This window comes from Pseudomonas sp. LPB0260 (assembly GCF_013388395.1).
Window position 1 is genome coordinate 5,551,177 of sequence record NZ_CP058247.1, and the last position, 23,611, is coordinate 5,574,787.

The 23,611-nt window shown below is 65.6% G+C and carries 20 protein-coding genes; 12 read left to right on the top strand and 8 right to left on the bottom strand.

Annotated features, from left to right (window positions below; genetic code table 11):
- Positions 1 to 64 precede the first annotated feature (64 nt).
- Positions 65 to 1,015, top strand: coding sequence for a class I SAM-dependent methyltransferase (locus LPB260_RS24855; protein WP_208708555.1), 951 nt, complete (start codon positions 65 to 67; stop codon positions 1,013 to 1,015).
- Between the two features lie 22 nt (positions 1,016 to 1,037).
- Here the strand turns inward: LPB260_RS24855 and LPB260_RS24860 are convergent, their stop codons facing one another.
- The 3 genes from LPB260_RS24860 to LPB260_RS24870 all read right to left on the bottom strand — a co-directional run bounded on the left by LPB260_RS24860 (position 1,038) and on the right by LPB260_RS24870 (position 3,488).
- Positions 1,038 to 2,171: an aminotransferase class V-fold PLP-dependent enzyme gene (locus LPB260_RS24860; RefSeq protein ID WP_208708556.1), complete on the bottom strand. Its 1,134-nt coding sequence runs from the start codon at positions 2,169 to 2,171 to the stop codon at positions 1,038 to 1,040.
- Positions 2,172 to 2,261: 90 nt separating this feature from the next.
- Complete coding sequence (locus tag LPB260_RS24865) at positions 2,262 to 2,525, bottom strand: YebG family protein (protein WP_208708557.1); 264 nt, start codon at positions 2,523 to 2,525, stop codon at positions 2,262 to 2,264.
- 144 nt (positions 2,526 to 2,669) lie between these two features.
- Positions 2,670 to 3,488 carry an ABC transporter substrate-binding protein gene (locus LPB260_RS24870; RefSeq protein ID WP_208708558.1) on the bottom strand — a complete coding sequence of 273 codons (819 nt, stop codon included), beginning with the start codon at positions 3,486 to 3,488 and terminating at the stop codon, positions 2,670 to 2,672.
- 194 nt (positions 3,489 to 3,682) lie between these two features.
- Between LPB260_RS24870 and LPB260_RS24875 the strand changes: the two genes are divergently transcribed.
- From LPB260_RS24875 to LPB260_RS24890, 4 genes are all read left to right on the top strand, one after another.
- Complete coding sequence (locus LPB260_RS24875) at positions 3,683 to 5,191, top strand: sensor histidine kinase (RefSeq protein WP_208708559.1); 1,509 nt, start codon at positions 3,683 to 3,685, stop codon at positions 5,189 to 5,191.
- On the top strand, positions 5,188 to 6,750 hold the full coding sequence (locus tag LPB260_RS24880; protein ID WP_208708560.1) for a response regulator: 1,563 nt from the start codon (positions 5,188 to 5,190) through the stop codon (positions 6,748 to 6,750). The genes LPB260_RS24875 and LPB260_RS24880 overlap by 4 nt, the downstream gene beginning before the upstream one ends.
- Positions 6,751 to 7,010: 260 nt before the next feature.
- Positions 7,011 to 7,478, top strand: coding sequence for an aminoacyl-tRNA deacylase (locus LPB260_RS24885; RefSeq protein ID WP_208708561.1), 468 nt, complete (start codon positions 7,011 to 7,013; stop codon positions 7,476 to 7,478).
- A gap of 324 nt (positions 7,479 to 7,802) precedes the next feature.
- The gene (locus LPB260_RS24890) at positions 7,803 to 8,276 is read left to right on the top strand and encodes a phosphate-starvation-inducible protein PsiE (RefSeq protein WP_208708562.1); all 474 of its coding nucleotides are present in this window, start codon (positions 7,803 to 7,805) and stop codon (positions 8,274 to 8,276) included.
- A 173-nt stretch (positions 8,277 to 8,449) separates the two neighbouring features.
- Here LPB260_RS24890 and LPB260_RS24895 read toward each other — a convergent pair whose 3' ends face one another.
- Both LPB260_RS24895 and LPB260_RS24900 read right to left on the bottom strand, forming a co-directional pair.
- Positions 8,450 to 11,080 (bottom strand): DEAD/DEAH box helicase, encoded by a 2,631-nt coding sequence (locus LPB260_RS24895; protein ID WP_208708563.1) that lies wholly within the window; start codon positions 11,078 to 11,080, stop codon positions 8,450 to 8,452.
- A gap of 97 nt (positions 11,081 to 11,177) precedes the next feature.
- On the bottom strand, positions 11,178 to 12,053 hold the full coding sequence (locus LPB260_RS24900) for a helix-turn-helix domain-containing protein (RefSeq protein WP_208708564.1): 876 nt from the start codon (positions 12,051 to 12,053) through the stop codon (positions 11,178 to 11,180).
- A gap of 346 nt (positions 12,054 to 12,399) precedes the next feature.
- Here LPB260_RS24900 and LPB260_RS24905 point away from each other — a divergent pair, with 346 nt between their 5' ends.
- From LPB260_RS24905 to LPB260_RS24925, 5 genes are all read left to right on the top strand, one after another.
- Entirely contained in the window at positions 12,400 to 13,731 is a 1,332-nt protein-coding gene (locus LPB260_RS24905) for an FAD-dependent oxidoreductase (protein ID WP_208708565.1), read from the top strand.
- 68 nt (positions 13,732 to 13,799) lie between these two features.
- Positions 13,800 to 15,344, top strand: a complete 1,545-nt coding sequence (locus LPB260_RS24910) for a BCCT family transporter (RefSeq protein ID WP_208708566.1) — start codon at positions 13,800 to 13,802, stop codon at positions 15,342 to 15,344.
- A gap of 1 nt (position 15,345) precedes the next feature.
- The gene (locus LPB260_RS24915; RefSeq protein WP_208708567.1) at positions 15,346 to 16,482 is read left to right on the top strand and encodes a mandelate racemase/muconate lactonizing enzyme family protein; all 1,137 of its coding nucleotides are present in this window, start codon (positions 15,346 to 15,348) and stop codon (positions 16,480 to 16,482) included.
- The gene (locus LPB260_RS24920; RefSeq protein WP_208708568.1) at positions 16,479 to 17,618 is read left to right on the top strand and encodes a mandelate racemase/muconate lactonizing enzyme family protein; all 1,140 of its coding nucleotides are present in this window, start codon (positions 16,479 to 16,481) and stop codon (positions 17,616 to 17,618) included. The genes LPB260_RS24915 and LPB260_RS24920 overlap by 4 nt, the downstream gene beginning before the upstream one ends.
- On the top strand, positions 17,603 to 18,253 hold the full coding sequence (locus LPB260_RS24925; protein WP_208708569.1) for a GntR family transcriptional regulator: 651 nt from the start codon (positions 17,603 to 17,605) through the stop codon (positions 18,251 to 18,253). Before LPB260_RS24920 ends, LPB260_RS24925 begins: the two co-directional genes overlap by 16 nt.
- Positions 18,254 to 18,577: 324 nt before the next feature.
- Here the strand turns inward: LPB260_RS24925 and LPB260_RS24930 are convergent, their stop codons facing one another.
- From LPB260_RS24930 to LPB260_RS24940, 3 genes are read right to left on the bottom strand one after another with little or no spacing between them, the layout of a single operon-like run.
- Entirely contained in the window at positions 18,578 to 18,928 is a 351-nt protein-coding gene (locus tag LPB260_RS24930) for a cupin domain-containing protein (protein ID WP_208708570.1), read from the bottom strand.
- A gap of 13 nt (positions 18,929 to 18,941) precedes the next feature.
- Complete coding sequence (locus LPB260_RS24935) at positions 18,942 to 20,585, bottom strand: choline dehydrogenase (RefSeq protein ID WP_208708571.1); 1,644 nt, start codon at positions 20,583 to 20,585, stop codon at positions 18,942 to 18,944.
- Positions 20,582 to 21,775 carry a Xaa-Pro peptidase family protein gene (locus LPB260_RS24940; protein WP_208708572.1) on the bottom strand — a complete coding sequence of 398 codons (1,194 nt, stop codon included), beginning with the start codon at positions 21,773 to 21,775 and terminating at the stop codon, positions 20,582 to 20,584. Before LPB260_RS24940 ends, LPB260_RS24935 begins: the two co-directional genes overlap by 4 nt.
- Before the next feature lie 97 nt (positions 21,776 to 21,872).
- On the opposite strand from LPB260_RS24940, the gene LPB260_RS24945 reads away from it, so the two are divergent.
- Positions 21,873 to 22,712: a LysR family transcriptional regulator gene (locus LPB260_RS24945; protein WP_208708573.1), complete on the top strand. Its 840-nt coding sequence runs from the start codon at positions 21,873 to 21,875 to the stop codon at positions 22,710 to 22,712.
- Positions 22,713 to 22,858: 146 nt separating this feature from the next.
- Entirely contained in the window at positions 22,859 to 23,602 is a 744-nt protein-coding gene (locus LPB260_RS24950) for an alpha/beta fold hydrolase (protein WP_371926132.1), read from the top strand.
- Positions 23,603 to 23,611 lie beyond the last annotated feature (9 nt).

The following is a 23,611-nucleotide window of genomic DNA, read 5'->3' on the forward strand; positions in this document are numbered from 1 at the left end:
ATTGGCCGTCCGCGGGCGCTGACTGCGGTTAAAATCGCCGGCAACGCCCTAGTGAATGCGAGTCATGAATCCTGCCGCCCTCGACACCCTGCAGCAACACCTGCTCGACGCCTTGAATCCGCCGCCGGCCGAGGCACGCCGGTTCTTGCACGGACGCGGGCGACGCTGGCCGGGCCTGGAGCAGCTCACCGTCGACTGGTTGCAGGGGGTGCTGCTGGTGGCGCTGTTTCGCCAGCCGCAGGCGGACGAGCTGGCCGGACTGCGGCGGACGTTGCTGGCGCTGGCCGAGTCGACGGCCTGGCGTGCCAGCCAGGCCCAGGCGATTGTGCTGCAGCACCGCTACCTGCCGGACAGCCCCGGCGAGTGGTTGCTGGGCGAGCCCCGCGAGCAATGGCAGATCAGCGAAGGTGGCCTGCGTTTCCAGCTGGACCTGGGGCGAAAGCAGAACACCGGCCTGTTCCTCGACATGCGTTATGGCCGCCGCTGGGTGCGTGAGCATGCCCGGGGCAAGCGGGTGCTCAACCTGTTCGCCTACACCTGCGGCTTCTCGGTGGCGGCGCTCGCCGGTGGCGCCGAGCATGTGCTGAACCTGGACATGGCCAAGGCGGCGCTGAGCCGGGGGCGGGACAACCACCGGCTCAACCGGCACGACCTCGCCCGGGTCAGCTTCCTCGGCCATGACCTGTTCAAGTCCTGGGGCAAGGTGAGGAAGTCCGGGCCCTACGACCTGCTGATCATCGATCCGCCTTCCTTCCAGAAGGGCAGCTTCGTGCTGACCCAGGACTACCAGAAGGTGCTGCGGCGCCTGCCCGACCTGCTGGCGCCGCAGGCCATGGTGCTGGCCTGCCTCAACGATCCGGCCATCGGCGCGCAGTACCTGATCGAGGCGATGGCCAGCCAGGCGCCGGCGCTGCACTTCGTCGAGCGCCTGGACAATCCCCCCGAATTCGCCGATGTCGATCCGCAGGGCGGGCTCAAGGCGCTGGTGTTCAGCCTGGCTGCGCCGGCCAGCTGAGCGCCCCGCGGGTCTTTGCCGCTCAGTCGCTCAGCACCTGGTCCAGCGCCTGTTCCAGGGTGTCGACGGTGCGTTGGATATTGTTCAGCTTGTCCAGGCCGAACAGGCCGATGCGGAAGGTCTGGAAGTCGGCCGGCTCGTCGCATTGCAGGGGCACCCCGGCGGCGGTCTGCAGGCCATGGGCGGCGAACTTCCTGCCGCTCTTGATGCCCTCGTCGTCGGTGTAGCAGACCACCACGCCGGGCGCCTGGAAGCCCTCGGCGGCCACGCTCCTGAAGCCGCGGGCGCTCAGCAGGGTGCGCACCCGCTCGCCGAGTTGCAGCTGTTCGTCGCGCACCTTGGCGAAGCCGTAGGCCTGGGTTTCCAGCATCACCTCGCGAAAGCGCGCCAGGGCGTCGCAGGGCATGGTCGCGTGGTAGGCGTGGCCGCCCTGTTCGTAGGCCTGCATGATCTGCAGCCACTTCTTCAGGTCGCAGGCGAAGCTGCTGCTCTGGGTGGCCTCGACCCGCGCCAGGGCCCGTTCGCTGAGCATCACCAGGGCGCAGCAGGGCGAGCCGCTCCAGCCTTTCTGCGGGGCGCTGATCAGCACGTCGATGCCGCAGGCCTGCATGTCGACCCACAGGGTCCCGGAGGCGATGCAGTCGAGCACGAACAGGCCGCCGACCGCGTGCACGGCGTCGGCCACGGCGCGCAGGTAGTCATCCGGCAGGAGCATGCCGGAGGCGGTTTCCACATGGGGGGCGAACACCAGCTGCGGGCGCTCGGCGGCGATGCTCGCCAGCACTTCGTCGAGGGGCGCGGGGGCGAACGCGGCCTGGCGGCCAGGCTCGACAGGGCGGGCCTTGAGCACCGTGCAGGCGGCCGGGATGTTGCCCATCTCGAAGATCTGGCTCCAGCGGTAGCTGAACCAGCCGTTGCGGATGACCAGGCACTGCTGCCCGGTCGCCAGCTGGCGCGCCACCGCCTCCATGCCGAAGGTGCCGCTGCCCGGCACCACCGCCACGCCCTGGGCGTTGTAGACCTGCTTGAGGGTGCGCGAGATGTCGTTCATCACCTGCTGGAACGACTGCGACATGTGGTTGAGCGAGCGGTCGGTATAGACCACCGAATATTCGATCAGGCCGTCGGGATCGATACTGGGGAAGAGCTTCGACATGGGGGCTTCCTGCGGCAGAGACGTTGGTCTGGTGACCCTGCCGCAGTCCCGGGTAAATGACAAGCTTGTGCCAGTACCAGCCGCTGCGCGTTACTCGGCGCTGTCGTCCTGGCCCAGCTCGCTCAGGGCGTCGGGCTGGTTCTTGAAGGCCTTGGCGAAGATGTCACGGTTCTTCGCCATGTAGATGCCCAGTTCCTCGCCCTGTTGCTCGTTCAGCGAGGGCACGGCCTTCTGCAGCACCTCGGTGAGCAGCTCGGCCAGTTCGAGCATCTTGTCGTGACGGTCGGCTTCGGCCTTATCCATAAACAAACGCTCCAGATCTCGACTGCTGCGGTACACCACTTCGACGGCCATTCATCACCTCTACGCCTTCACGCTGATAGGGTTGCTGGAAACTGTTTATTTATACAGTGGTGGCGCAGTGTAATGCACTCGCGTCGGCCTGCAAAGCCCATGGCGCTCAAGGCGCCGACGCCGCGCCGGTGGGCGCACGGCGATTCAGTCGGTGTAGCGCTGGACGATCCGCTCGATCTCGTGCGACTTCTGCAGCTGCTGCAAGGCCGCGTTCAGCTGGCGGACGAAGTCCTGCTTGTAGGGGAAACGCCCGCCGCCGCGGGCGCTGAAGCCGACGTAGCTGTTTTCCATCGAGATGGTAGGGCCCTCGACTATCACCGTGGCGTCGCTGTCGGTCAACAGGCCTTCGCGGCGCATCTGCGTGAGTTCGGCGAGGATCGACAGGCGTTCGTTGAAGTAGCAGTCGATGCGCCGGTGCAGCAGCTTCTGCAGGTTGGCCCGGTTGCCCGGGGCGTCCTCGACCTCGATCTGCTCGAGGTCCACTGCCCGCCAGAAGGCCGGGTCCGCCGACAGGTAGCCCGGGTTGTTGCCGAAGCGCAGGCCCTGGTAGTCATCCGGCCAGCGCGGCCGCGGCGCCTCGGCGAACACCGCGTGGTGGCAGAACACCACCACCCGCTCCTGGAGGATCGGCTCCGAGTAGGGGTTGATCCACGGCCGCTCCTGGGGCCGGTAGTAGGGCGGCACCACCGCCAGCGCCCGACCGGACTCGATCTCGGTCATCGCCCGGCGCCAGGGCATGGGCTGGAACTCGAGGCGGTAGCCGCGCAGAAGCGGCGCGGCGGCGCGCAGCACATCGACATAGATGCCGGCGGCCCCACCTTCGGCTGTGCGGTAGGTGAAGGGCGGGTAGGCCTCGTCGACCAGCAGGGTCACCAGCGTATCGGCGCGCGGCGCCAGCGGCGTCAGCAGCATCAGCAGGCTCAGCAGCAGCGAGCCGGCTCGCCAGGGCTTGATGTCGTGCATCGGCGGATTCCCTCGGTGGTGGCCATGCGGCGGCGATAGGGGCGATCGGCTCGGCCGGGCATCGCCCCCGCGCGCCTCAGGCGCTCGGCCCCACCCCCTGTGGACTATGGTGATAGCTAAGGCTTGACCCCGTCCTTCTCGCGCTGCCGATTCCGGTGCCCGTTGACTACGCCTGGGATCGGCGGGGGTAGGTGATGAGAAACAGCATAGCTTTCCGCCTCAATGCCCTGTTCGTGGTGCTGGTCACTCTGCTGCTCGGCTGTTCCGGCGCGCTGGCCTACTGGAGCATGCGCAGCCAGTTGCTCGAGCAGTACCAGCGCACCCGCGACAGCGTGCAGCAGCGCCTGCAGACCAATCTGGTCAACCCATTGTGGAATTTCGACACCACCACCCTGCAGGAAAACCTGGCCGCCGAGCTGAAGCCCCCGGTGCTGGGCATCCTGGTGCAAAGCGAACACGGCGAGCAGGTGGCCGCCGTCGGTGTGCTGGAGCCGGCGCGCAGTCGTGCCGGCGACTACGAGCAGCTGAACTTTCCGGTGTACAACCGGGGGCGCAACGAGCAGCAGGTGCTCGGTCGGACGCAGGTGCTGCTGTCGCGCCAGGCCATGCACGACACCCTGAACGAACAGGTGTGGCGGCGCTTCCTGGAGATCCTCGCCCTGGACGTGCTGCTGGTCGCGGCGCTGTCGCTCAGCCTGCGCCTGCAGGTGCTCAAGCCCCTGGCCGGGCTGCGCGACGCACTCAACCAGGCGGCCGAGCACCGTGGCCCGCCCGAGTCGCTGGAGCTGCCGAGCACCCCTCTCGACGAGTTCGGCGAGGTGCTCGGCGGTTTCAAGCGCATCACCCGGCGCCTGGCCGAAGACCTGGACGCCAGGCGCCAGGCCGAGGGCGATATCCGCCGGGCCTACGAGGAATTGCAGCGCGCCCAGGCCACGCTGATCCAGGCGGAGAAGCTGGCGGCCCTGGGCGGCCTGGTCGCCGGGGTCGCCCACGAGATCAACACGCCCCTGGGCATCACCCTGACCGGCGCCAGCGTGCTGGCCGAGCAGACCCGCCGCTTCGACAGCCAGTTGCAGGCCGGACAGCTCAGGAAGTCCGATGTCGAGGGCTACCTGCGCACCGCCGCCGAGAGCGTCGAGCTGATCCTGGCCAATGCCAACCGCGCCGCCCATCTGGTGCACAGCTTCAAGCAGGTGGCGGTGGACCAGACCAGCGAGGCGCGGCGCGAGTTCAACCTCGCCCGCTACCTCGACGAGGTGGTCGAGAGCCTGCGGCCGACCTACAAGCGCCTGCCGATCGAGGTGAGCAACAGCTGCCCGGCGGACATCCAGCTGGACGGCTACCCCGGCGCCCTGGCCCAGGTGGTGACCAACCTGCTGGTCAATGCGGTGACCCATGCCTACCCCTCAGGCGCGGCCGGACGGGTCGAGCTCAGCGCCCGAACCGAGGGCGAGTGGGTGGTCCTGCGCTTCGAGGATGACGGCCAGGGCATCGCCGCCGAGCACCTGCCGCACATCTTCGAGCCCTTCTTCACCACCAAGCGGGGCGCCGGCGGCAGCGGTTTGGGCCTGCATGTGGTCTATAACATTGTGACCCAGCGCCTGGGCGGGCAGATCCAAGTGGCGAGCACGGTCGGCAGCGGCACCTGCTTCACCCTGCACATGCCACGCACAGCCCCGCACCCGGCGGAGGAGGCGACGTGAGCAACGAATATCCTGACGAGGCGGACGACTGGCTGCTCGACGACAGCGTCGAACCCGCCGCCGACAAACCGCTGGCGCCGTGGCGGCTGCTGATAGTCGACGATGAGCCGGACGTACACCGGGTCACCCAACTGGCGCTGCGCGGCATCGAATACAAGGGCCGCGGCCTGGAGTTGCTCAGTGCCCATTCCGGCGAAGAGGGCTTTGCCCTGCTGCGCGACCAGCCGGATATCGCCCTGACCCTGCTCGACGTGGTGATGGAGACCGATGACGCCGGCCTGCGCCTGGTCCGACGGGTGCGCGAGGAGCTGGACAACCAGCTGGTGCGCATCGTCCTGCGCACCGGCCAGCCGGGGCAGGCGCCGGAGCAGGAGGTGATAGTCGCCTACGACATCAACGACTACAAAGCCAAGACCGAGCTGACCCTGCAGAAGCTCTACACCACGGTGATTTCCTCCCTGCGCGCCTACGAGAGCCTGCTGGCCATCGAGCGCAGCCGCCAGGGCCTGAGCAAGATCCTCGAGGGCTCGGCCAACCTCTACCAGATGCACTCGCTGCGCGAGTTCGCCTCCGGCGTGCTGGCGCAGATCGGCGCCATCCTCGATGTCGGTACCCATGGCATCCTCTGCGTGCGCCGCGGCGCCGGCTCGGGATCGGTGGCCCTGCAGGTGCTCGGCGCCACCGGCAGCTTCTCGGACATGGCCCAGCACGACGAACTGGACGAGCAGCACCCGGCCTATCCGCTGATGCTGAAGGCGATCGAGACTCGCCAGAGCCTGTATGACTACCCCAACGAGGTGCTCTACATCCCGACCCAGACCCGCCACGAGTTCCTCCTCTACTTCACCCCGCCCTGGCCGCTGACCGCGGTCGACAAGGACCTGCTGGAGGTGTTCTGCAGCCGCATCGCCTCGGCCTTCGACAACCTGCACCATCACCTGCAGATGACCCGCGCCCAGGAGGCCACAGTGGTGGCCCTGGCCGATCTGGCCGAGTACCGCGACAGCGACACCGGCGACCACGTGCTGCGCGTCGAGCGCTGGACCGCGCGCACCGCCCAGCGCATGGCCGAGCGCGGCGACTACCTCGAGCTGCTGACGCCACGCTTCCTCGAGCTGGTCGGCATGGCCAGCATCCTGCACGACGTCGGCAAGGTCGCGACCCCTGACCTGGTGCTGTTCAAGCCCGGGGTTCATGACGATGAGCAACGCGAGGTGATGCGCCGCCACGCCAGCATCGGCGCGGCCATCCTGCAGCGTTCGGCGCGCATGGTGGAGGGCCAGAGCTACCTGTCGATCGGCGCCGAGATCGCCGGCGGCCACCACGAGCATTTCGATGGCAACGGTTATCCACAGGGGCTCCGGGGCGAGGAAATACCGCTGGCGGCGCGTATCGTCGCGGTGATCGACGTGTTCGATGCGCTGATGCATCGGCGGCCGTACAAGGAGCCCTGGTCGCTGTCCGCTTCCCTGGACTACATCCAGGAGCGCGCCGGCAAGCAGTTCGACCCCAAGGTGGTCGCGGCCTTCCTCGAGGTGGCCGCCGAAGAGTACTCCTAGGGCCGGGCCGCGCCTGCCCGGTGCATGGTGGACGCCATGGTCCAGGCGACCCGAGGCGCGGCGTAGGCGGCTCGCTGCACTAGACTTAGAGAGTGGGCGGTGACGATGGCCGCCAGGCTCGCCAGGGAGGTTGGCAGCCTCCCGCGGCGCGCCACCGGCGCGCGGCGACCACGACCGGCGGCGCAAGCACCGGTTCTCGCAGGTTTCATCGGGACGATGGGGCCGGCGTCAATCCTCAGGCCAGCGGCAGGAGGTGCATCATGACCATGGCCAATCGTTTGCAAAACTATCTGTCGGAGCATCATTCGCGCTACGACATGCTCCAGCACGACCCCTCGATGACCAGCCGCGAAGCGGCCCGGCGTGCCGGCGTGCCGCCGCACCTGATGGCCAAGTCGGTGATCCTCGACGACTTCCAGGGCCACTGGCTGATGGCGGTGGTACCGGCCACGCGTCAGGTCAACCTCAACAAGGTACGCAAGCTGACCAAGCGGCACTGGCGCCTGGCGCGGGAGAACGAATTCACCCCGCGTTTCAGCGACTGCGCCAACGGCGCAATTCCGCCGGTGGGCAGTGCCTTCGAGATGGACACAGTGATCGACGAGTCGCTCAAGGAGGTCAAGGACCTGTACTTCGAGTCCGGCGACCATGAGGGGCTGGTGCACATGAGCTCCAAGCAGTTCCTCAAGCTCATGCCGACCGCCCAGTGTGGCGCCATCAGCGAGTGACCCGGGCGGCGTCCGGCTGAGGGCGCCCCTTTCTTGAACTCTGCGGCGATGCGCCGCAGAGCCTTCCTGCTGCTTCCACGTAGTATCGACCGCGCGAGCCGGCCCGTTCGGCGGCGGGCTGGCCCCGTTGCTGCATAAGACATTGTCACCTGGGGTGTGGGCCTCGACACGGCACGGTGCAACCTGCCGACGTGCATATCCGCGCGGCACACGCCCTGTTGGGGGGCGGTTTCTTGGCCGATGCCCCAATCGGCGTTTTCGTGCAGCCTGCTGGCCGGCGAGCCCAGCTGTCACTGTTTCTGGACTGATTTGAGGTAACCGAGGATGAAGTGGGTCGTAAGCAGCCGCAAGCGTATGCATGATGGGGCAAATTCCATCGGGAATCTGCTGGTCGAGGGGTTTCACTACCTGGGCTTGTTCGCCATCGGGGCGGCCACCGCGTGGGCCTCCGTGATGGCGTTCATGGACATGCTCGACAAAGGCCACGCGAGCATCGACGACATCCTCCTGCTGTTCATCTACCTCGAGCTGGGGGCGATGGTCGGCATCTATTTCAAGACCAACCATCTGCCCATCCGCTTCTTGCTGTACATCGCGATCACCGCACTGACGCGCTACCTGATCGGTGACGTGTCTCACCACAAGGCTCCGGATATCGGCCTGCTCTACCTGTGCGGCGGGATATTCCTGCTGTCGCTCTCGGTCGTGGCGGTCCGGTTCGCGTCATACAAGTTTCCTTCCAGCAAGGCGATCGACGCGACCGGGGAAGTGGTCGGGGACAATGTTCTGGACAGATGATTCACGGGCCGCGCAGACGCTGCCACCTGGCTGGTGCTCCGACGGAAATAGGGCGACAAGAGAGGTCGCGCGCTGCGCAACTCTCGAGCTGACCGTAGCCCGGATGTAATCCGGGAAAGATTTCGACGGCACACCGCACCCGGATTGCATCCGGGCTACGGGGCTGAGGGTAGTCAGTCCAGGGGGGCGAACAGCGCCTGCAGGTCGTCCTCGCTCAGTTGCCACTGCGCCTGGCTGCCGCCCTCCAGCACGCCCTTGGCCAGGCCGGCCTTGGCCTGCTGCAGTTGCTGGATCTTCTCCTCGACGCTGCCGCGGGCGATCAGCTTGTAGACGAACACCGGCTTGTCCTGGCCGATGCGGTAGGCGCGGTCGCTGGCCTGGGCCTCGGCCGCCGGGTTCCACCAGGGGTCGAAGTGGATCACCGTGTCGGCGGCGGTGAGGTTGAGGCCGGCGCCGCCGGCCTTGAGGCTGATCAGGAACACCGGGAACTGCCCGGCCTGGAACTGCTGCACCGGGGTGCGGCGGTCCTGGGTGCTGCCGGTGAGCTTGGCGTAGGCGATGTGCCGGGCCTGCAGTTCCGCCTCGATCAGCTCGAGCATCGAGGTGAACTGGGAGAACAGCAGCACCCGCCGGCCTTCCTCGACCAGTTCCTCGAGCATCTCCAGCAGGGCGCTGAGCTTGCCCGAGTCGCCGCTGTGCAGCTGCCCCGGCTCGTCGCCGAGCAGGCGCAGGTCGCAGCAGGCCTGGCGCAGGCGCAGCAGCGCTTCGAGGATGACGATCTGGCTGCGCGCCAGGCCCTGGCGGGCGATCTCGGCGCGGACCTTCTGGTCCATGGCCAGGCGCAGGGTCTCGTAGCGATCGCGCTGGGCCTCGGTCAGTTCGACCCAGTGGGTGATCTCGGTCTTGGGCGGCAACTCGCGGGCCACCTGTTCCTTGGTGCGGCGCAGCAGGAACGGCTTGATGCGCCCGTGCAGGTGCGCCAGGCGCTGGGCGTTGGCCTGCTTCTCGATCGGTGTGCGGTAGTCGCGGGTGAAGCTCTTGCTGTCACCGAGCCAGCCGGGCATCAGGCAGTTGAACAGCGACCACAGCTCGCCCAGGTGATTCTCCAGCGGCGTGCCGGTCAGGCACAGGCGTTGCCGCGCCTGCAGCTGCCCGGCGGCGAGGGCCGCCTTGCTGCGCGGGTTCTTGATGTTCTGCGCCTCGTCGAGAATCAGCAGCTGGTAGTGCTGCGCCCCCAGCACCTTGAGGTCGCGCGGCAGCAGGGCGTAGGTGGTGAGGATCAGGTCGTGCTCGCCGATCAGCGGAAACTGCGCCCGGCGCTTGGCCCCGTGCAGCGCCAGCACCCTGAGCTGGGGGGTGAAGCGCGCGGCTTCGTCCTGCCAGTTGGGGATCAGGCTGGTGGGCATGACGATCAGCGCCGGCCGCTGCAGGCGCCCGGCCTGCTTCTCGCAGAGGATGTGTGCCAGGGTCTGCAGGGTCTTGCCCAGGCCCATGTCGTCGGCCAGCACGCCGCCGACTTCCAGCTCGGCGAGGGCCTGCATCCAGGCCAGGCCGTGCAGCTGATAGGGGCGCAGCTTGGCCTGCAAGCCGGCCGGGGCCTTGACCCGCTTGCTCGGCAGCGCCTGCAGGCGCTGGGCGAAGCCGCGCAGCTGTTCGCCGCCCTGCCAGTTGAGTGCCGGGCCCTGTTCCAGGCCGCTCAGGCGCGCGGCATCGGCGCGGCCCAGACGCAGGCGCTGGCCGAGCTCGCCGGGCTCGCGGAAGAACAGCTCGCCGAGGGTGCCGAGCAGCGGCTTGAGGCGGGCGAAGGGCAGGGCGATGCGCCGGGCGCTGTGCGGCAGGTTGACCAGCAGCACCTCCTCATCGGCGCGCTGGGCCAGGGCGTCGCCGGTCAGCAGCCAGGGCTTCTGGCGGATCGCCTGCAGCAGGATCGGCAGCAGGCTGATGCGCTGGCCCTCGACCTCGATGCCCAGCTCCAGGTCGAACCAGTCGTGCTCCGGCGCATCCTCGACCTCGGCGTACCAATCATCCACCTGCGCCAGGTTGTACTGGAAGTCCGGCTGCATGCGCACCAGCCAGCCCTCAGCGCGCAACTGCGGCAGCTGCTGCTGGACGAACGCCAGCCAGGCCGCCTCGTCGAGCAGCTCGAAGTGCTCGCCGGGGTGCTCGGCCAGCGCCTCGCTCTGGCGCAGCGCCACCTGCACGCCGCTGCCGAGCAGGCGCTGGCGCAGCGCGGCCTCGGCGCCGGCGTCGCGGATGATGCGCAGGTTGAGCCTGGCGCTCTGGCGCACCACCAGGTCCTTGGTGGCCTTGCCGTGCGCCAGGTGGCCCTGGTAGTCGAAGGCCAGGGCGGCGCGGTGCTGGGTCTGCTCGTGCATGCGCCCCTTGCGCGCATCGAAATGCACCCGCACGTGGCTGCCGAGGGTCAGCACCGGCTGCGGCGCGAGGCCCTCGAGGCGCTGCTCCTCGGCGTCCTTGCTCGGCACGATCAGCGGGCTCAGGTCGATGCCGGCGAGTTGCTGCTGCTCCAGGGTCAGCAGGGCGGCGACCACATGCTTGCAGTTGAACCCCACCGGGCAGTCGCAGTGGCCGGTCACGTCCCAGTGCTGGCCGCGCGGATGCAGGCTGATGCGTTGCCGGTAGGTATTCGCGCCGGAGCCGCGGCAGCTGGCCAACAGGGTATGGTCCTTGAGGCTGAGCAGGCGGCTGCGGCCCTGCTGGGCGTAGACGAGGCCGCGGGTGAAGTCGCCGTCGCCGACGGCCGCCCGCCAGTCATCCTGGTGCAGGTGCAGAATATCCAGGCTCATTGGCTGAGCCCCGTGGGCATGTGGTCGAGTCTTGGCATGCGGGTGCCGAACGCTGAACAGCCGATGATTTTGACACAGCCGCGCCGCCTTGCGGGCGTCAGCCGGCGAATGCGCTGCGGTACTGGCCCGGGGTGGCGGCGAACGCCTGGCGGAAGCGGTTGCTGAAATGGCTGGCGCTGGCGAAGCCGCAGGCCAGGGCGATTTCGCCGAGGGGCAGGGCGCTCTGGCGCAACAGCACCTGGGCGCGGGCCAGGCGCTGGTTGAGCAGGTAGCGGTGCGGCGGCAGGCCGAAGCTCAGCTGGAACATCCGCGCGAAGTGGTATTCGGACAGCGCGCAAAGCGCGGCCAGCTGGCCCAGGCTCAGGGGCTCGGCCAGGTGGCTGTCGATGTACTCGCGCAGCCGCCGCCGCTGCGCCGGCGCCAGGCCGCCGGTCAGGCGCAGGCCGTCGCGGCGGCGGACCTGGGACAGCAGCGCGCGATCGAGCAGTTGGTGGGCCAGGCTGCTGGTCAGCAGGCGCTCGCCGGGCTCGTCCCAGTCCAGCCGGGTCAGGCGGCGGAACAGGCTGGCCTGCAACGGATCATCGAGGAAGGTGCGCTCGCGCAACTGCAACTCGCGCGGTTCGCGGTCGAGCAGGCGCACGGCGCCGAGGGCGAACTGCTCCTGGCTGACATACAGGTGCGCCAGCTGGATCTCGCCATTGATCACCCAGGCCGACTCGTGGCCGGCCGGCAGGATGCACAGCTTGTCCGGCCCGCCCTTGCTGTGCGGCTGATCGCGGCGGAAGGTGCCGGTGCCGCCGGCCAGGTAGCAGGACAGGGTGTGGTGGCTCGGCGCCTGGTAGTCCCGGCAGTCGTGGTGGTTGCTCCACTGCGCCGCCCCCAGCCCGTCGCCCAGCGCGGCGCTGCGCAGCAGACGCGCGTGCGGCGAGCTGTTCATGCTCTGGAAGACCTGTAGCTGATCGAGTGCTGCCATCGACTGTTCCTCTGACCCGGCCATGCTACGCCGCTGCGGCGCAACCGCCAGCCCGTGGGATGAGAAAAGCGCAGCTTCTGCCAGGGGCGGGATTCTCGCCCGCACGCCATCGCCCATCTGCGCCCGTGCCCTCGGCCCGAGCGTCCTGTCCGGCCGGCGCCATAAGCGCCCATCGCTGACCAATTGCACCTCCGACAACACTGGACCCTGTTCGCCGCCCGGCGCGGTCGGGTGAGTGCGCGAATGGATCGCGGATAAACGGCCATTGACAGGACCATCGCAAGCGATGTTTATTGTGCATATCAAAAATATATTTTAAATATTGTTTGGATAGATGAGCGCAGACATGACCTACACCCGAAATCTCCCCGCCGGATTCAAGGCCGAGCTGAACTGCTTCGGTCACTTCGATGTTGTTGTGGTCGGTGGAGGCCCGGCAGGCATCGCCGCCGCCGTCACCGCCGGCGAGCGCGGACTCAGCGTGCTGCTCATCGAGCGCCTGGGGTTCTGTGGCGGCGCCGCGGTGGCTGGCCTGTCCGGCACCATCTGCGGCCTGTACATGACGGTCGAGGACCCGAGCAAGGCCACGCCCGAACAGATCATCTTTGGCTTCGCCGAGCGCTTTCGCGATGCCCTGTACCGCGAGGGCGGCCTGACCGAGCCGCAGATCTACGGCAAGACCTGGGTCGCCACCCATGACTGCGCCAAGTACAAGAAGGTCGCCACCGACATGTTGCGGACGGCCAGGGTGACCGTGCTCTACCACACCCAGATGATCGATGTGATCGCCGAGGAGGAGGAGCTCAAGGGCATGGTGCTGCACACCAAGTCGGGGTTCACCGCGGTGTATGCCAGGAAGGTCATCGACGCCAGCGGCGACGCCGATGTGGTCTACAAGATGGGCCTGAAGACCACCAAGGGCAACAACGGCGTCATCCAGAACCCCTCGATGATGTTCAAGGTCGGCAACGTCAACCTGCCGAAGTACCTCGCCTACTGGGGCCAGGACACCATCTCGCCACCCAAGGTGGTAAGCATGCTGGAAGCCCAGGACGAACTGCTGCGCAAGAAGGTCTGGCTATTCCCCACGGTCAATCCCGGTGAACTGCTGGTCAATGCCACCAAGATCACCGGCTTCGACAAGCGGGCGCTGGACGTCACCGACCCGGTCGACCACAGCGAGGCGGAGCAGTTCTCCATCTACCAGGCCAAGGCCTTCTTCGACTTCATGAAGGCCAACCTGCCGGGCTGCGAAGACAGCTACTTCATCGACTACGCCACCGAGGTCGGCGTGCGCCAGACCCGTTCCATCGACGGCGTGGCGCGCCTGACCAATGACGACGTGACCAGCAAGCGCAAGTTCAGCGACGCCATCGCCAGGACCTCCTGGCCGATCGAACTGCACTACGGCGCCAAGCCGAAGACCGAGTGGCTGGTGGACGACTACTACGAAGTGCCGTTTCACACCCTGGTGCCCAAGGTCGGCAAGAACATCATCGTCGCCGGTCGCTGCCTGAGCAGCGAGCACGAGGCGCTGGCCAGCTGCCGGGTCACCGCGCAGTGCTTCGAATACGGCCGGGCGGCGGCGCTGGCGGCGGACCTGGCGATCAAGGAAGACCTGGCGTTTCAGGTCATCGAAGGCGGACATATGGCCTTCCTGATGCAGCAGTCCGGTTGACGGGCCGGTTGTTCAAACAATTCGTGGCAACTACAACAACAAGAGGTGCTTCAGTGAACATAAAAGCAATGGATATTCCAGCCGAGGAGGCTGCGGTCGAGCGCATCGCCATGCCCATCGAAACCAACCGGCAGATGCAGATCATCAGCCTGTTGATCATCTGCGCTGTGGCGATTCCGCTGGTGGCGTTCCCGGACGAGGGCGCCAGCACCATCAATGCCGTTTTCAAATGGATGACCCACACCTTCGACTTCGTCTTTCTCGCCGTCGGCCTCGGTGCACTGCTCTTTATGCTGGCCCTGGCCTGCTCCAAATACGGTGAGATCAAGCTCAGTGCCGACAAGAACGCCGCGCCCGAGTTCACCAGGTTCGGTTGGGGCACCATGGTGTTTCTCGCCGGCATCGCCTCGGGCCTGATGCTCTGGGCCGGTACCGAGTGGGGCTACCACTTCGCCTGGACGCCGTTCGGCCTGGAGGCCAAGACCAAGGAGATGTACACCGTGGGCCAGGCCTACGGCATCTTCCACTGGGGGCCTACCGCCTGGGCCATATACTGTGTGCCGACCATCGCCATGTCGTACATCTACTACGTGCGCCAGAAACACATCTACAAGATCAGCGAGGCGTGTCGCGGGGCGCTAGGCGACCTGGTGGACGGTCCTGTAGGGACGTTCATCAACTACCTGTTCATTCTCGGCGTGCTGGGTGCGTCCGCCACCTCGCTGGGGCTGGGCACACCGATGATCGGCGGCGCCCTGGCCGAGGTGCTGGGCATTAGTGGCAGCATCTACCTGGACATGGCGATCATCCTCGTCTGCACCGCGGTCTTCACCATCAGCAGCGGCCTGGGCCTGGCCAAGGGGATCAAGCGTCTGAGCACCTTCGCCACCGTGGTTACCCTGGCGATCGTGGTCTACGTCCTACTGGTCGGGCCGACCAAGTTCATCCTGGGGCTGGGCATGGACTCGCTCGGCTATATGGTGGAGAACTACATCCGCATGAGCACCTGGACTGACAGCGTCAACCAGAGCGGCTTCCCGCAGGCCTGGACGGTGTTCTACTGGGCCTGGTGGGTGGCCTACGCGCCGTTCATGGGCATGTTCGTCACCCGCATTTCCCGTGGCCGTACCATCCGCGAGGTGATCGTCGGCATGCTCACCTATGGCACGTTCGGCTGTGCGCTGTTCTACATCGTGCTGGGCGGTTATGGCATCAACCTGCAAATGACCGAGACCCTGGCGCTGTCCGAGCTGGTGAACACCAACGGCGTCGCGCCGGCGATTCTCGAGATGTTCAAGACCCTGCCCATGAGTGGTCTGGTGCTGCTGGCGGTCGCGGTCTCCGGGATCGTGATGCTGGCCACCACCTTCGACTCCGCCGCCTACGTGATGGCTTGCGCCACCACCAAGCAGCTTGGCGAGGGGCAGGAGCCGCAACGCTCCAACCGCCTGTTCTGGTGCTTCGCCATCGCCATCCTGCCCCTGGCGCTGCTGTTTCTGGGCGGCCTGAAAACCATGCAGACTACCTCGGTGATCATCGGCTTGCCGCTGATGGTGATCATGGTGCTGATGATGTTCACCACCATTAAATTCATCAAAGAAGACAACGCCTGATATGACCCAGCCAATTGTGAAAAACATCGAGATCTTCGCGATTGGCCCGGACGGGGAGAAGATCAGCTGGTCTTCTCACCTGGGGCCCATGTACGAAGCGCTGATCGTCGCTCGCCTGACCTTCGATGATGGCTTGCAGGGCATCGCCGGCCTGACCACCTACACCGAGCACGAGTTCGACCAGACGGCCTTCCACAGCCTGGCGCTGATGGCGCCTTTCCTGCTGGGCAGGGGGCTGTACGAGGCGCCGCAGATCGCCAAGGCCTTGGCCGGCAAGTACGTGCCGCTCAAGCACCTGGCGATGTCCCTGTTCGACATCGCCTTGCACGATGCCAAGGCCAAGGCGCTGAACCTGCCCATCTACCAGATGCTCGGCGCCGCCAAGCACAAGATCCGCGCCTATGCCTCCAGCCCGGTCATGGCCGGTGTCGATGAGTACATCGAGTACTGCCACCGGATGCTGGGGCAGGGCTTCAACGCCATCAAGATCCACCCGCGCTGCGTCTTTGCTGAAGACGTCGCCCTGGTCCATGCGCTGCACGAGGAGTTCGGCGAGCGCAATATCGGCTGGAGCCTGGATATCGACGCCAACTACGGTTTCCAGGAGGCCCTGCAGATGGGCCGCCTGCTCGACCGCTACCAGTGGGAATTCTTCGAGGAACCGCTGCCGGACGCCGACCTCGATGGCTACAAGAAGCTGGCTGCGGCCCTGGACCTGGACGTGATCAGCGGCGGCAACTCGCTGCCCAACCTGCAGCTGATCAAGCATGGCCTGCAGAACCACTGCTGGGACCGCAGCCGCTTCGATGTCACCAGCATCGGCGGCTACACTGGCGCCACCCAGGTCATGGGCGTGACCCGCGCCCAGGGTCTGAAGGCGGAACTGCAGTCCTGGGGCTATACCCTGACCCAGGCGGCCAACCTGCACCTGATGCTGGCCCACGACAACTGCGAGTTCTTCGAACAGGCCGCGCCCTACGAGAAGTACGAAGTGGGTGCCCGGCAGGTATTTCGCCCGGACAGTGAGGGCTTCATCCACCCCACCGGTTTGCCCGGCCTGGGCGTCGAGCTGGATTGGGAGGTGCTGGAGCCCTTCATCTACCAGCAGCGCCAGTTCAGCTTGGGGGGCGGACAATGAGCGTGCGGATCGACAGCGTCGAGGTCATCTGCCTGCAGGACCCGCAAGCGGACTTCGTCCGCTTCGAGGGCAGCTACCAGAATGCCCTGGTCGTGGTGCGCGGCGACAACGGCCTGTACGGCATCGGCGAGACCGACTCGCCGCCGCAGGTGATCAAGGCGCTGATCGAGTCGCGGCCCTACAACTACCTGTCTTCGGGACTGGCCAGCGTGCTGGTCGGCGAAGTGCTGGATGACCCGCGGCGCCTGTGGCGCAAGATGTACCAGGGCAGCAACTGGCATGGCCGCTACGGCGTCGCCATCCATGCCATCAGCGCCCTGGATATCGCCCTGTGGGATCTGTTCGCGCGCAGCGAGCGGCGGCCCTTGCACAGCTACTTCGGCGGGCTGAAGCACAGGCAGTTGCCGGTGTACGCCACCCTCTACCCGATGCAGGCGGAGCCGGAGCTGTTCCAGCAGCAAGTCGGCGCCTGCCTGGAGCAGGGCTTCAAACGCATCAAGATCTGCGTCGAGCCCTGGTGGCAGGACTCGGCGAAGGCCATCGGCAACCTCCAGCGCCTGCGCGAGTTCGTCGGCCCCGAGATCGAGCTGATGCTGGACGTGGCCATGGAGTTCACCCGTTTCGAGCAGCTCGAGCCGTTCCTCGACACCTTGCAGGCGCTGGACTTCAAATGGATCGAAGCCCCTTTCGATGCGGACAACCTCGATGACCATCGGCGGCTGCGCACCTCGACCGCCATCCCGGTGGGGGTGGGCGACCTGGGCTTCACCACCTGCAAGGAATTTCAGCCCTACCTGGCGGCCGATGCATTCGACATCGCCCAGCCGGACCTCACCCTGTTCGGTGGCGTCAGCGAGGTGATGAAGCTTCGCGATCTGCTGGCGCCGCAGGGCAAGCGCATCGTGCCCCACGCCTACAACACCGACCTGACCATCGCGGTAAACGCCCAGTTCCTCTGCACGCAGGCGCGCATCGAGCCGCTGGAGTATTCGACCAGTCCATCGCTTCTTCGCCGGCAGCTGGTGGTCAATCCACTTCGCCCGGACGAGCAGGGTATGATCACCCTCGAAGAAGGCGCACACGGGCTCGGACTCGAGCTCAACTGGGACTTGATCGACGCATGCAGAACACCGTAGATAAACGCAGCAAGGCTGAAATCGCCCATGACGAACTGGAGGCGGCGATAGTCGATTGCCGCCTCGCCCCGGGCACGGTCATGACGGAAACCGAGATCAGCGAGTACCTCGGCCTGGGCCGTACCCCCGTGCGTGAGGCGCTGATCGAGCTGGCCAACGAGAACCTCGTGCGCCTGTCGCGCGCCGGCGTGGTGATCCCCGAACTCAACCCGCTGACCATGCTCAAGCTGCTGGAGCCACGGGCGCTGATCGAGCGCCTGTGTATCGAGAAAGCGGTCGAACGACTGGTCGAGGACGACAAGCCACCGATCCGCGAGGTGATCCAGGCGCTTGAAAGCCTGGCGAGCGATGACCGCAAGGGCTTCATGGCCCAGCTGCGGCGCATGCATCACATCCTGGCGCGTTCCTCGAAGAACGAGTTCATTCTCTCGAGCATCAGAACCACCCAGGGCCTTTCCCGGCGCTTCTGGTGCTACTACGCGACGGCTGAAGATCAGGCCTACTGCACCCGGCTGTACATCAAGCAGATGCGCGCCCTGGTCGATCAGGACAAAGACGTCGCCGTGGGGGCTTCTGCCGAGCTCATGCACTACCTGCACGAGTTCACCAGGGCGCATCTGGAACACTTCAAGTAGGCCCCGGCTAGAGGCAGGCCGACGTTTCTCGGTAGTGAACCTGGGCGGCATCAGGCGCTGCGCGAGCTCCTTGCAGCCGCAAGACCGGCCGGACCATGGCGCTGGGCAGGGTGGACAAGGTGTCCTTGTCCGCCAACTTCTGCGGCTGGCCGCAATGCATCGACCGCTGCCGGCCTTGACTGGCCTCAACCGGCCAGGCGCTGCCCCTGGGCGCCTACGAAACCCCAGGGCGGCTCACCGGGAGGAGCCCCCAAGAAACGGAAACGGCCCCTCGCGGCTGAGAACCACTTCTGGGCAGAACTGATTTCGGGGCGACAGGCCGCGCTACTTGTCCTGCATGCGAACCTGACTGGCCCGTCGGGAGGCAGACTCAAAGGTATCGTGATAGCAGTAGCTGTTGCGGATGGGCTCGATGATCTTCCAGGTTGCGCTGGCGCCCGCCTCGATCGTCAGGAAATCGCCTGGTTGCAGGTCAACCACCTCGCCGTCCGAGAAGGTCAAGTCGGCTCTTCCCTGATGCACATAGAGCGAAACCCTGCGCGCGTAAGCGTATTGGAACTCGGGATCGGCACAGTCCCATGTAGCCCAGTTGGCGATCTTGCGTTTGGTGTCTTCGCTGGCCTTGCGGCGCTTGAAGAACCGGGAATCGACGATACGTTCGTGCAGACGGGTCATAACGCTCTCCTTTTCAGATGGCACGGTGATACGCAACGAACTCTGGAGTCAGAGGCGTTTTGCCGAGGATCAGGTCGGCGGCCTTCTCGGCGATCATGTACACGCAGGCATTGATATTGGCGCTGGGCACGGCGGGGATCACCGAGGCATCGACGATGCGCAACCCTTCGATGCCGCGCAGCTTGAGGTTCAGGTCCACCACGGCGCGCTCATCGCCGCTCGCCCCCATGCGTGCCGTGCCGCAGGGGTGGAAGGCCGAGGAGGCATCCTTGCGGATGAATTCATCCAGTTCCACATCCGTTCGCACGTTCACGCCGGGCAGGTCCTCCCGTCGGTGGAAGTCCTTGAAGGTAGGCTGCGACAGCAGCTCGCGGCCCATCTTCAGGCCCTGGCGCATCTCGTACCAATCCCGCTCGGTGGCGAGGTAGTTGGGGTCGATCAGCGGCGCATCCAGCGGATTGGCCGAGGCCAGCCGGACCCTGCCGCGGCTTTCCGGGCGCATCGGGCCTGCCCCCAGGCGATAGCCGTTTTTCGCCGGGTTCGGGATCCAGTTTTCGCCGAAGAACACCGGGAAGAAGTGGAACTGGATATTCGGGTGCGTGACATCCGCATCGGTGCGCAGGAACGCCCCGACATTGCATTGGTTGATCGAGGCCACGCCGCCCTTCCAGCCGAACCACTGCAGCCCGGCCCAGAGCATCAGATGGGGCTTGAGGTATCGATTCAGGGACACCGGCTGGTCCGTCTCCACCTGGATATGCGCCTCCAGGTGGTCCTGCAGGTTCTCGCCCAGCATGGGCGCAGGGTGGACGACCTCGATGCCGTGCTCGCGCAGATGCTTCTCGGGGCCGATCCCCGAGAGCATCAGAATCTGCGGCGTGCCGAACACCCCGGCCGACATCACCACCTCGCGTGAGGCTTGCACCCTGTGGATGCGCCGGCCCTTGGCCAGTTCCACGCCCGTTGCGCGGCCGTTCTGGACGATGACCCGCAAGACCTTGACGCCGGTGACCACATGCAGATTGGCGCGCTTGGCCTGGGCATGCAGGTAGGAACGCGCGGAGCTGCTGCGCACGCCTTTTTCCACCGACATCTCGAAGCGGCTCACGCCTTCCTGCGCATAGCCGTTCACATCCTCAGTCAGCGCATGCCCGGCCTGCTGGCCCGCCTCGAGGAACGCGGCGTTCAACGGGTTGAGGTCCTGCTGGGTCTTCACCCCCACCGGGCCCGAATGACTGCGGTAGTCGTCCGCCGGACCGTCGCGCCGCTCGAGCTTCTTGAAATACGGCAGGCAATCGGCGAAGGACCAACCGCTGCAGCCTTCGATATCCGCCCAGTCGTCATAGTCGCGCGGATTGCCGCGCAAGAAGGTCATGCCGTTGATCGAGGACGATCCGCCCAGCACCTTGCCGCGTGGCTGGTCGATCGCACGATTGTTCAGCTGGCGCTGCGGCGTGGTCTTGAACCAATAGTTGTACTTGCTCGTCGGCTTGAATGCCGAACGCAAGCCGGCCGGCATCTGGATGATCCAGCTGCGGTCATCGCCGCCATGCTCCAGCAACAGCACCGAATACTCGCCGCTTTCGCTCAGCCGATGGGCCAGCACGCAGCCGGCGGTGCCCGCGCCAACGATGATGTAGTCGTAACGGCTGTTCACAGATAGTCCTCCTCGAACGGGCAGTCGCTCAGCGGCACGGGACCATCCTTGGTGATCAGCACGGGCTGTTCGAGCTTCACCCCTTCATCGCCACCGACCGCGCCGATGTAGCTCTCGACGCACACGCACATGCCCTCCTGAAAGGTGCCGGCGTACTGCCAGGTTTCGTGGTCCTCGGGGTAGTAGATCACCGGGAACTCCACGCCGAAGCCGATGCCGTGGACCATCTCGGCATAGCGGTTGGGCACATAGATGTCGGGCATCTTCCAGGACAGTTCGCCGAATTCAGCGAAGCTCATGCCCGGGCGCAGCAGCGCCATGTTGTGCTGCAACTGCTCATGGGCGTGGGCATACAGGCGCCGTTGCTCCGCCGTGGGCCGCCTGTCGCCGATCACGAAGGCGCGGGTCTGGTCGACGAAGACGCCGTCCGGGCCGATCAGGTCGCTGTCGAAGACCAGCATCTCGCCCGCCTCGATCACCTTGCTCGAGGTCTCGGTGAACCAGGGGTTGGTGTGATGCCCCGAGCTCAGCAAGCGCGTCTCCTGCGCTTCGCCGCCATGCTCCAGGTTGTACTGGTTCATCAGCGACATCAGGTAGTTCTCGGTCACCCCGGGCACGGCGTGCTGACGCATGAAGGCGATGGCATCGGTGCAGACCTGCATCGAGTTCCTGATGATCGCCACCTCATCGGCCGACTTGATCGAGCGGGCGATCTCCATTGGCGCCTTGGCGTCCATCATCTGGATACCGCGCTTCTGCAGGGCCAACAGCGGCAGCAGATCGGCCCGGTCGATGCCCAGGGTGGCGCCGCGTCCGCAGGTGGTGTGCAGCAGGTCGACGATCTCTTCGGCCCACTTGCCGGCGTGCTCTTCAGCGCGGCTGCCGGAGCCGAAGTAATCCCAGGACTTCGCCGGTCGGGCCTCGTCGATGGTTTCCAGGTCATCGGACAGGTGCAGCGCACCGCCGTAGTCGAACAGCACCACGGGTCCTGCCGCCGGGACGAAGACGTAGCGCGCCAGGTGGTGCGAGGTCCAGACCTGCATGTTGCGACAACCGGTCGCGTAACGCAGGTTCAGCGGATCGAAGAGCACCGCCGCGTCCATCTTGAAGTGGGCCAACAGTTCGCGCGTGCGCTCGAGCCGATAGGCACGGACGCGTTTCTGGTCGAGGGTGGCGGACAGATCCAGCATGACTCACTCCAAAGGAAGGCTGTTGGGCGAGTATGGAAGGCTGCTATGGTTAATAAAAACTAAATAATTTTACCTTGTAGGTAAGGGAAATTTAATCATGTTGCCGGCGCTAGACCTCGAACTCATTCGGACGTTCCAGACCGTCCTGCAGGAAGGTGGCTTCAAACCCGCGGCCGAAAGACTCAATAAAACCCCCGCCGCTGTCAGCATGCAGATCAAGCGGCTCGAAGAGCTGCTGGGGCAGCGGCTTCTGGAACGCAGCAACCAGGGGATTGCCCTGACCGCGGCCGGGGACATCCTCAAGGAGAAGGGCGAAAAGCTGCTGGGCCTGAACTACGAACTGCTCAGCGATCTGCGCCAGGGCGAGTTGTTCGGCAAATTGAGTTTCGGCACCCCCACCGACTATGCGCCGACGCTGCTGCAGAAACTTCTGCCCATCTTTGGCCGTGAGTTCCCCAAGCTCACTCCCACCATCATTCTCGAACCCAGTCGCTCGCTGCGAGCACGCATCCAGTCCGGTGCACTGGATATGGCCATCGTGGCGCAAGAGCCCGGAACCGATGAGGGGGCTCATCTCTGGTCGGAAGAAATCGCCTGGTTTGGTAGCGCAAGAACCCAGGACGGCAAAGCCAAGGTGGGGGTGCTGACGACCAACTGCATCTTGCGTGATCGCGCGCTCGAAGACCTGAAGACCGTGCCCCGTGAGCACAAGCTGGTGCTCGAGGCCGCGACAGTCGCCTCCCTGCGAGATGGCGTCGAAGAAGGGTTCTGCCAGGCCTTTTTGCCGGTATCCATGGCCGGCAGACTCGTGCGCTCCAAGGAGATCAGGCCGTCCCATTCGCTGATGCTGAACTTCGTCCTGATTGCCGGCGTCGGTGCCGACGGCAGCAAGACTCATAGTGTCGCGTCCAAGTTCAGGCGAGCGCTCCTGGGTTAATCCCAGCGTTCGCCTGGATCAGCAGACCACTACACTGGTCTTTCAGCTAAATGACCCTGTGAGACAAGGCTATGTTGGATTTGCCATATACGTCGGTGATTGAAGGGAATGCAGTGAGGTGGGGACGCTGTGGCAGTGGTGCCCCCTTGGTCGCTATCCATGGCACACCGTTCTCATCCCAGGTCTGGCGCAGAATCATTCCCCATCTGGTCGATCAGAGGACGGTTTATTACTTCGATCTGGTGGGGTACGGGCAGTCCGAAATGCGGGCGGGCCAGGATGTCTCCCTGGCAATCCAGAACAAGGTGCTCGCCGCCCTCTTCGAGGAGTGGGGCATCAGCCGACCTGACGTTCTGGCCCACGATTTTGGCGGAGCCACGGCCCTGCGTGGCTACTACCTGAACGGGCTTCGCTATTCCTCTCTCACGATCTTCGACGCTGTGGCGTTAGCCCCATGGGGCTCGCCATTCGTCCGCCATGTTCGTCAGCATGAGGCCGCATTCGCCGGCATGCCGGACTACATGCACCAGGCTTTGCTCAGGGCGTATCTGCAAACCGCCGCGTGTAATCCACTGTCCGAGGAGGCGATGCAGCTGTACTGCAATCCATGGGTGGGAGCAGTCGGCCAGGCGGCCTTCTATCGACAGATTGCGCAGATGGATGAACGGTTTACCGATGAGGTTCAGGGCCTCTATGGCGCAATGGATTGTCCTGTCAGGGTCTTGTGGGGGCAGGAGGATGCCTGGATCCCAGCGGAGAAGGGCAAAGTGCTCGCCGAGTCGATCTCGGATCGGCCGTGTTTCCTGGTTGAAAACTCCGGGCACCTCATGCAAGAGGATCGCCCGGAGGCGATCGTTGCGGCAGTGCTCAAACAGATCGGCTCCGCCTGAAGCCGAGTG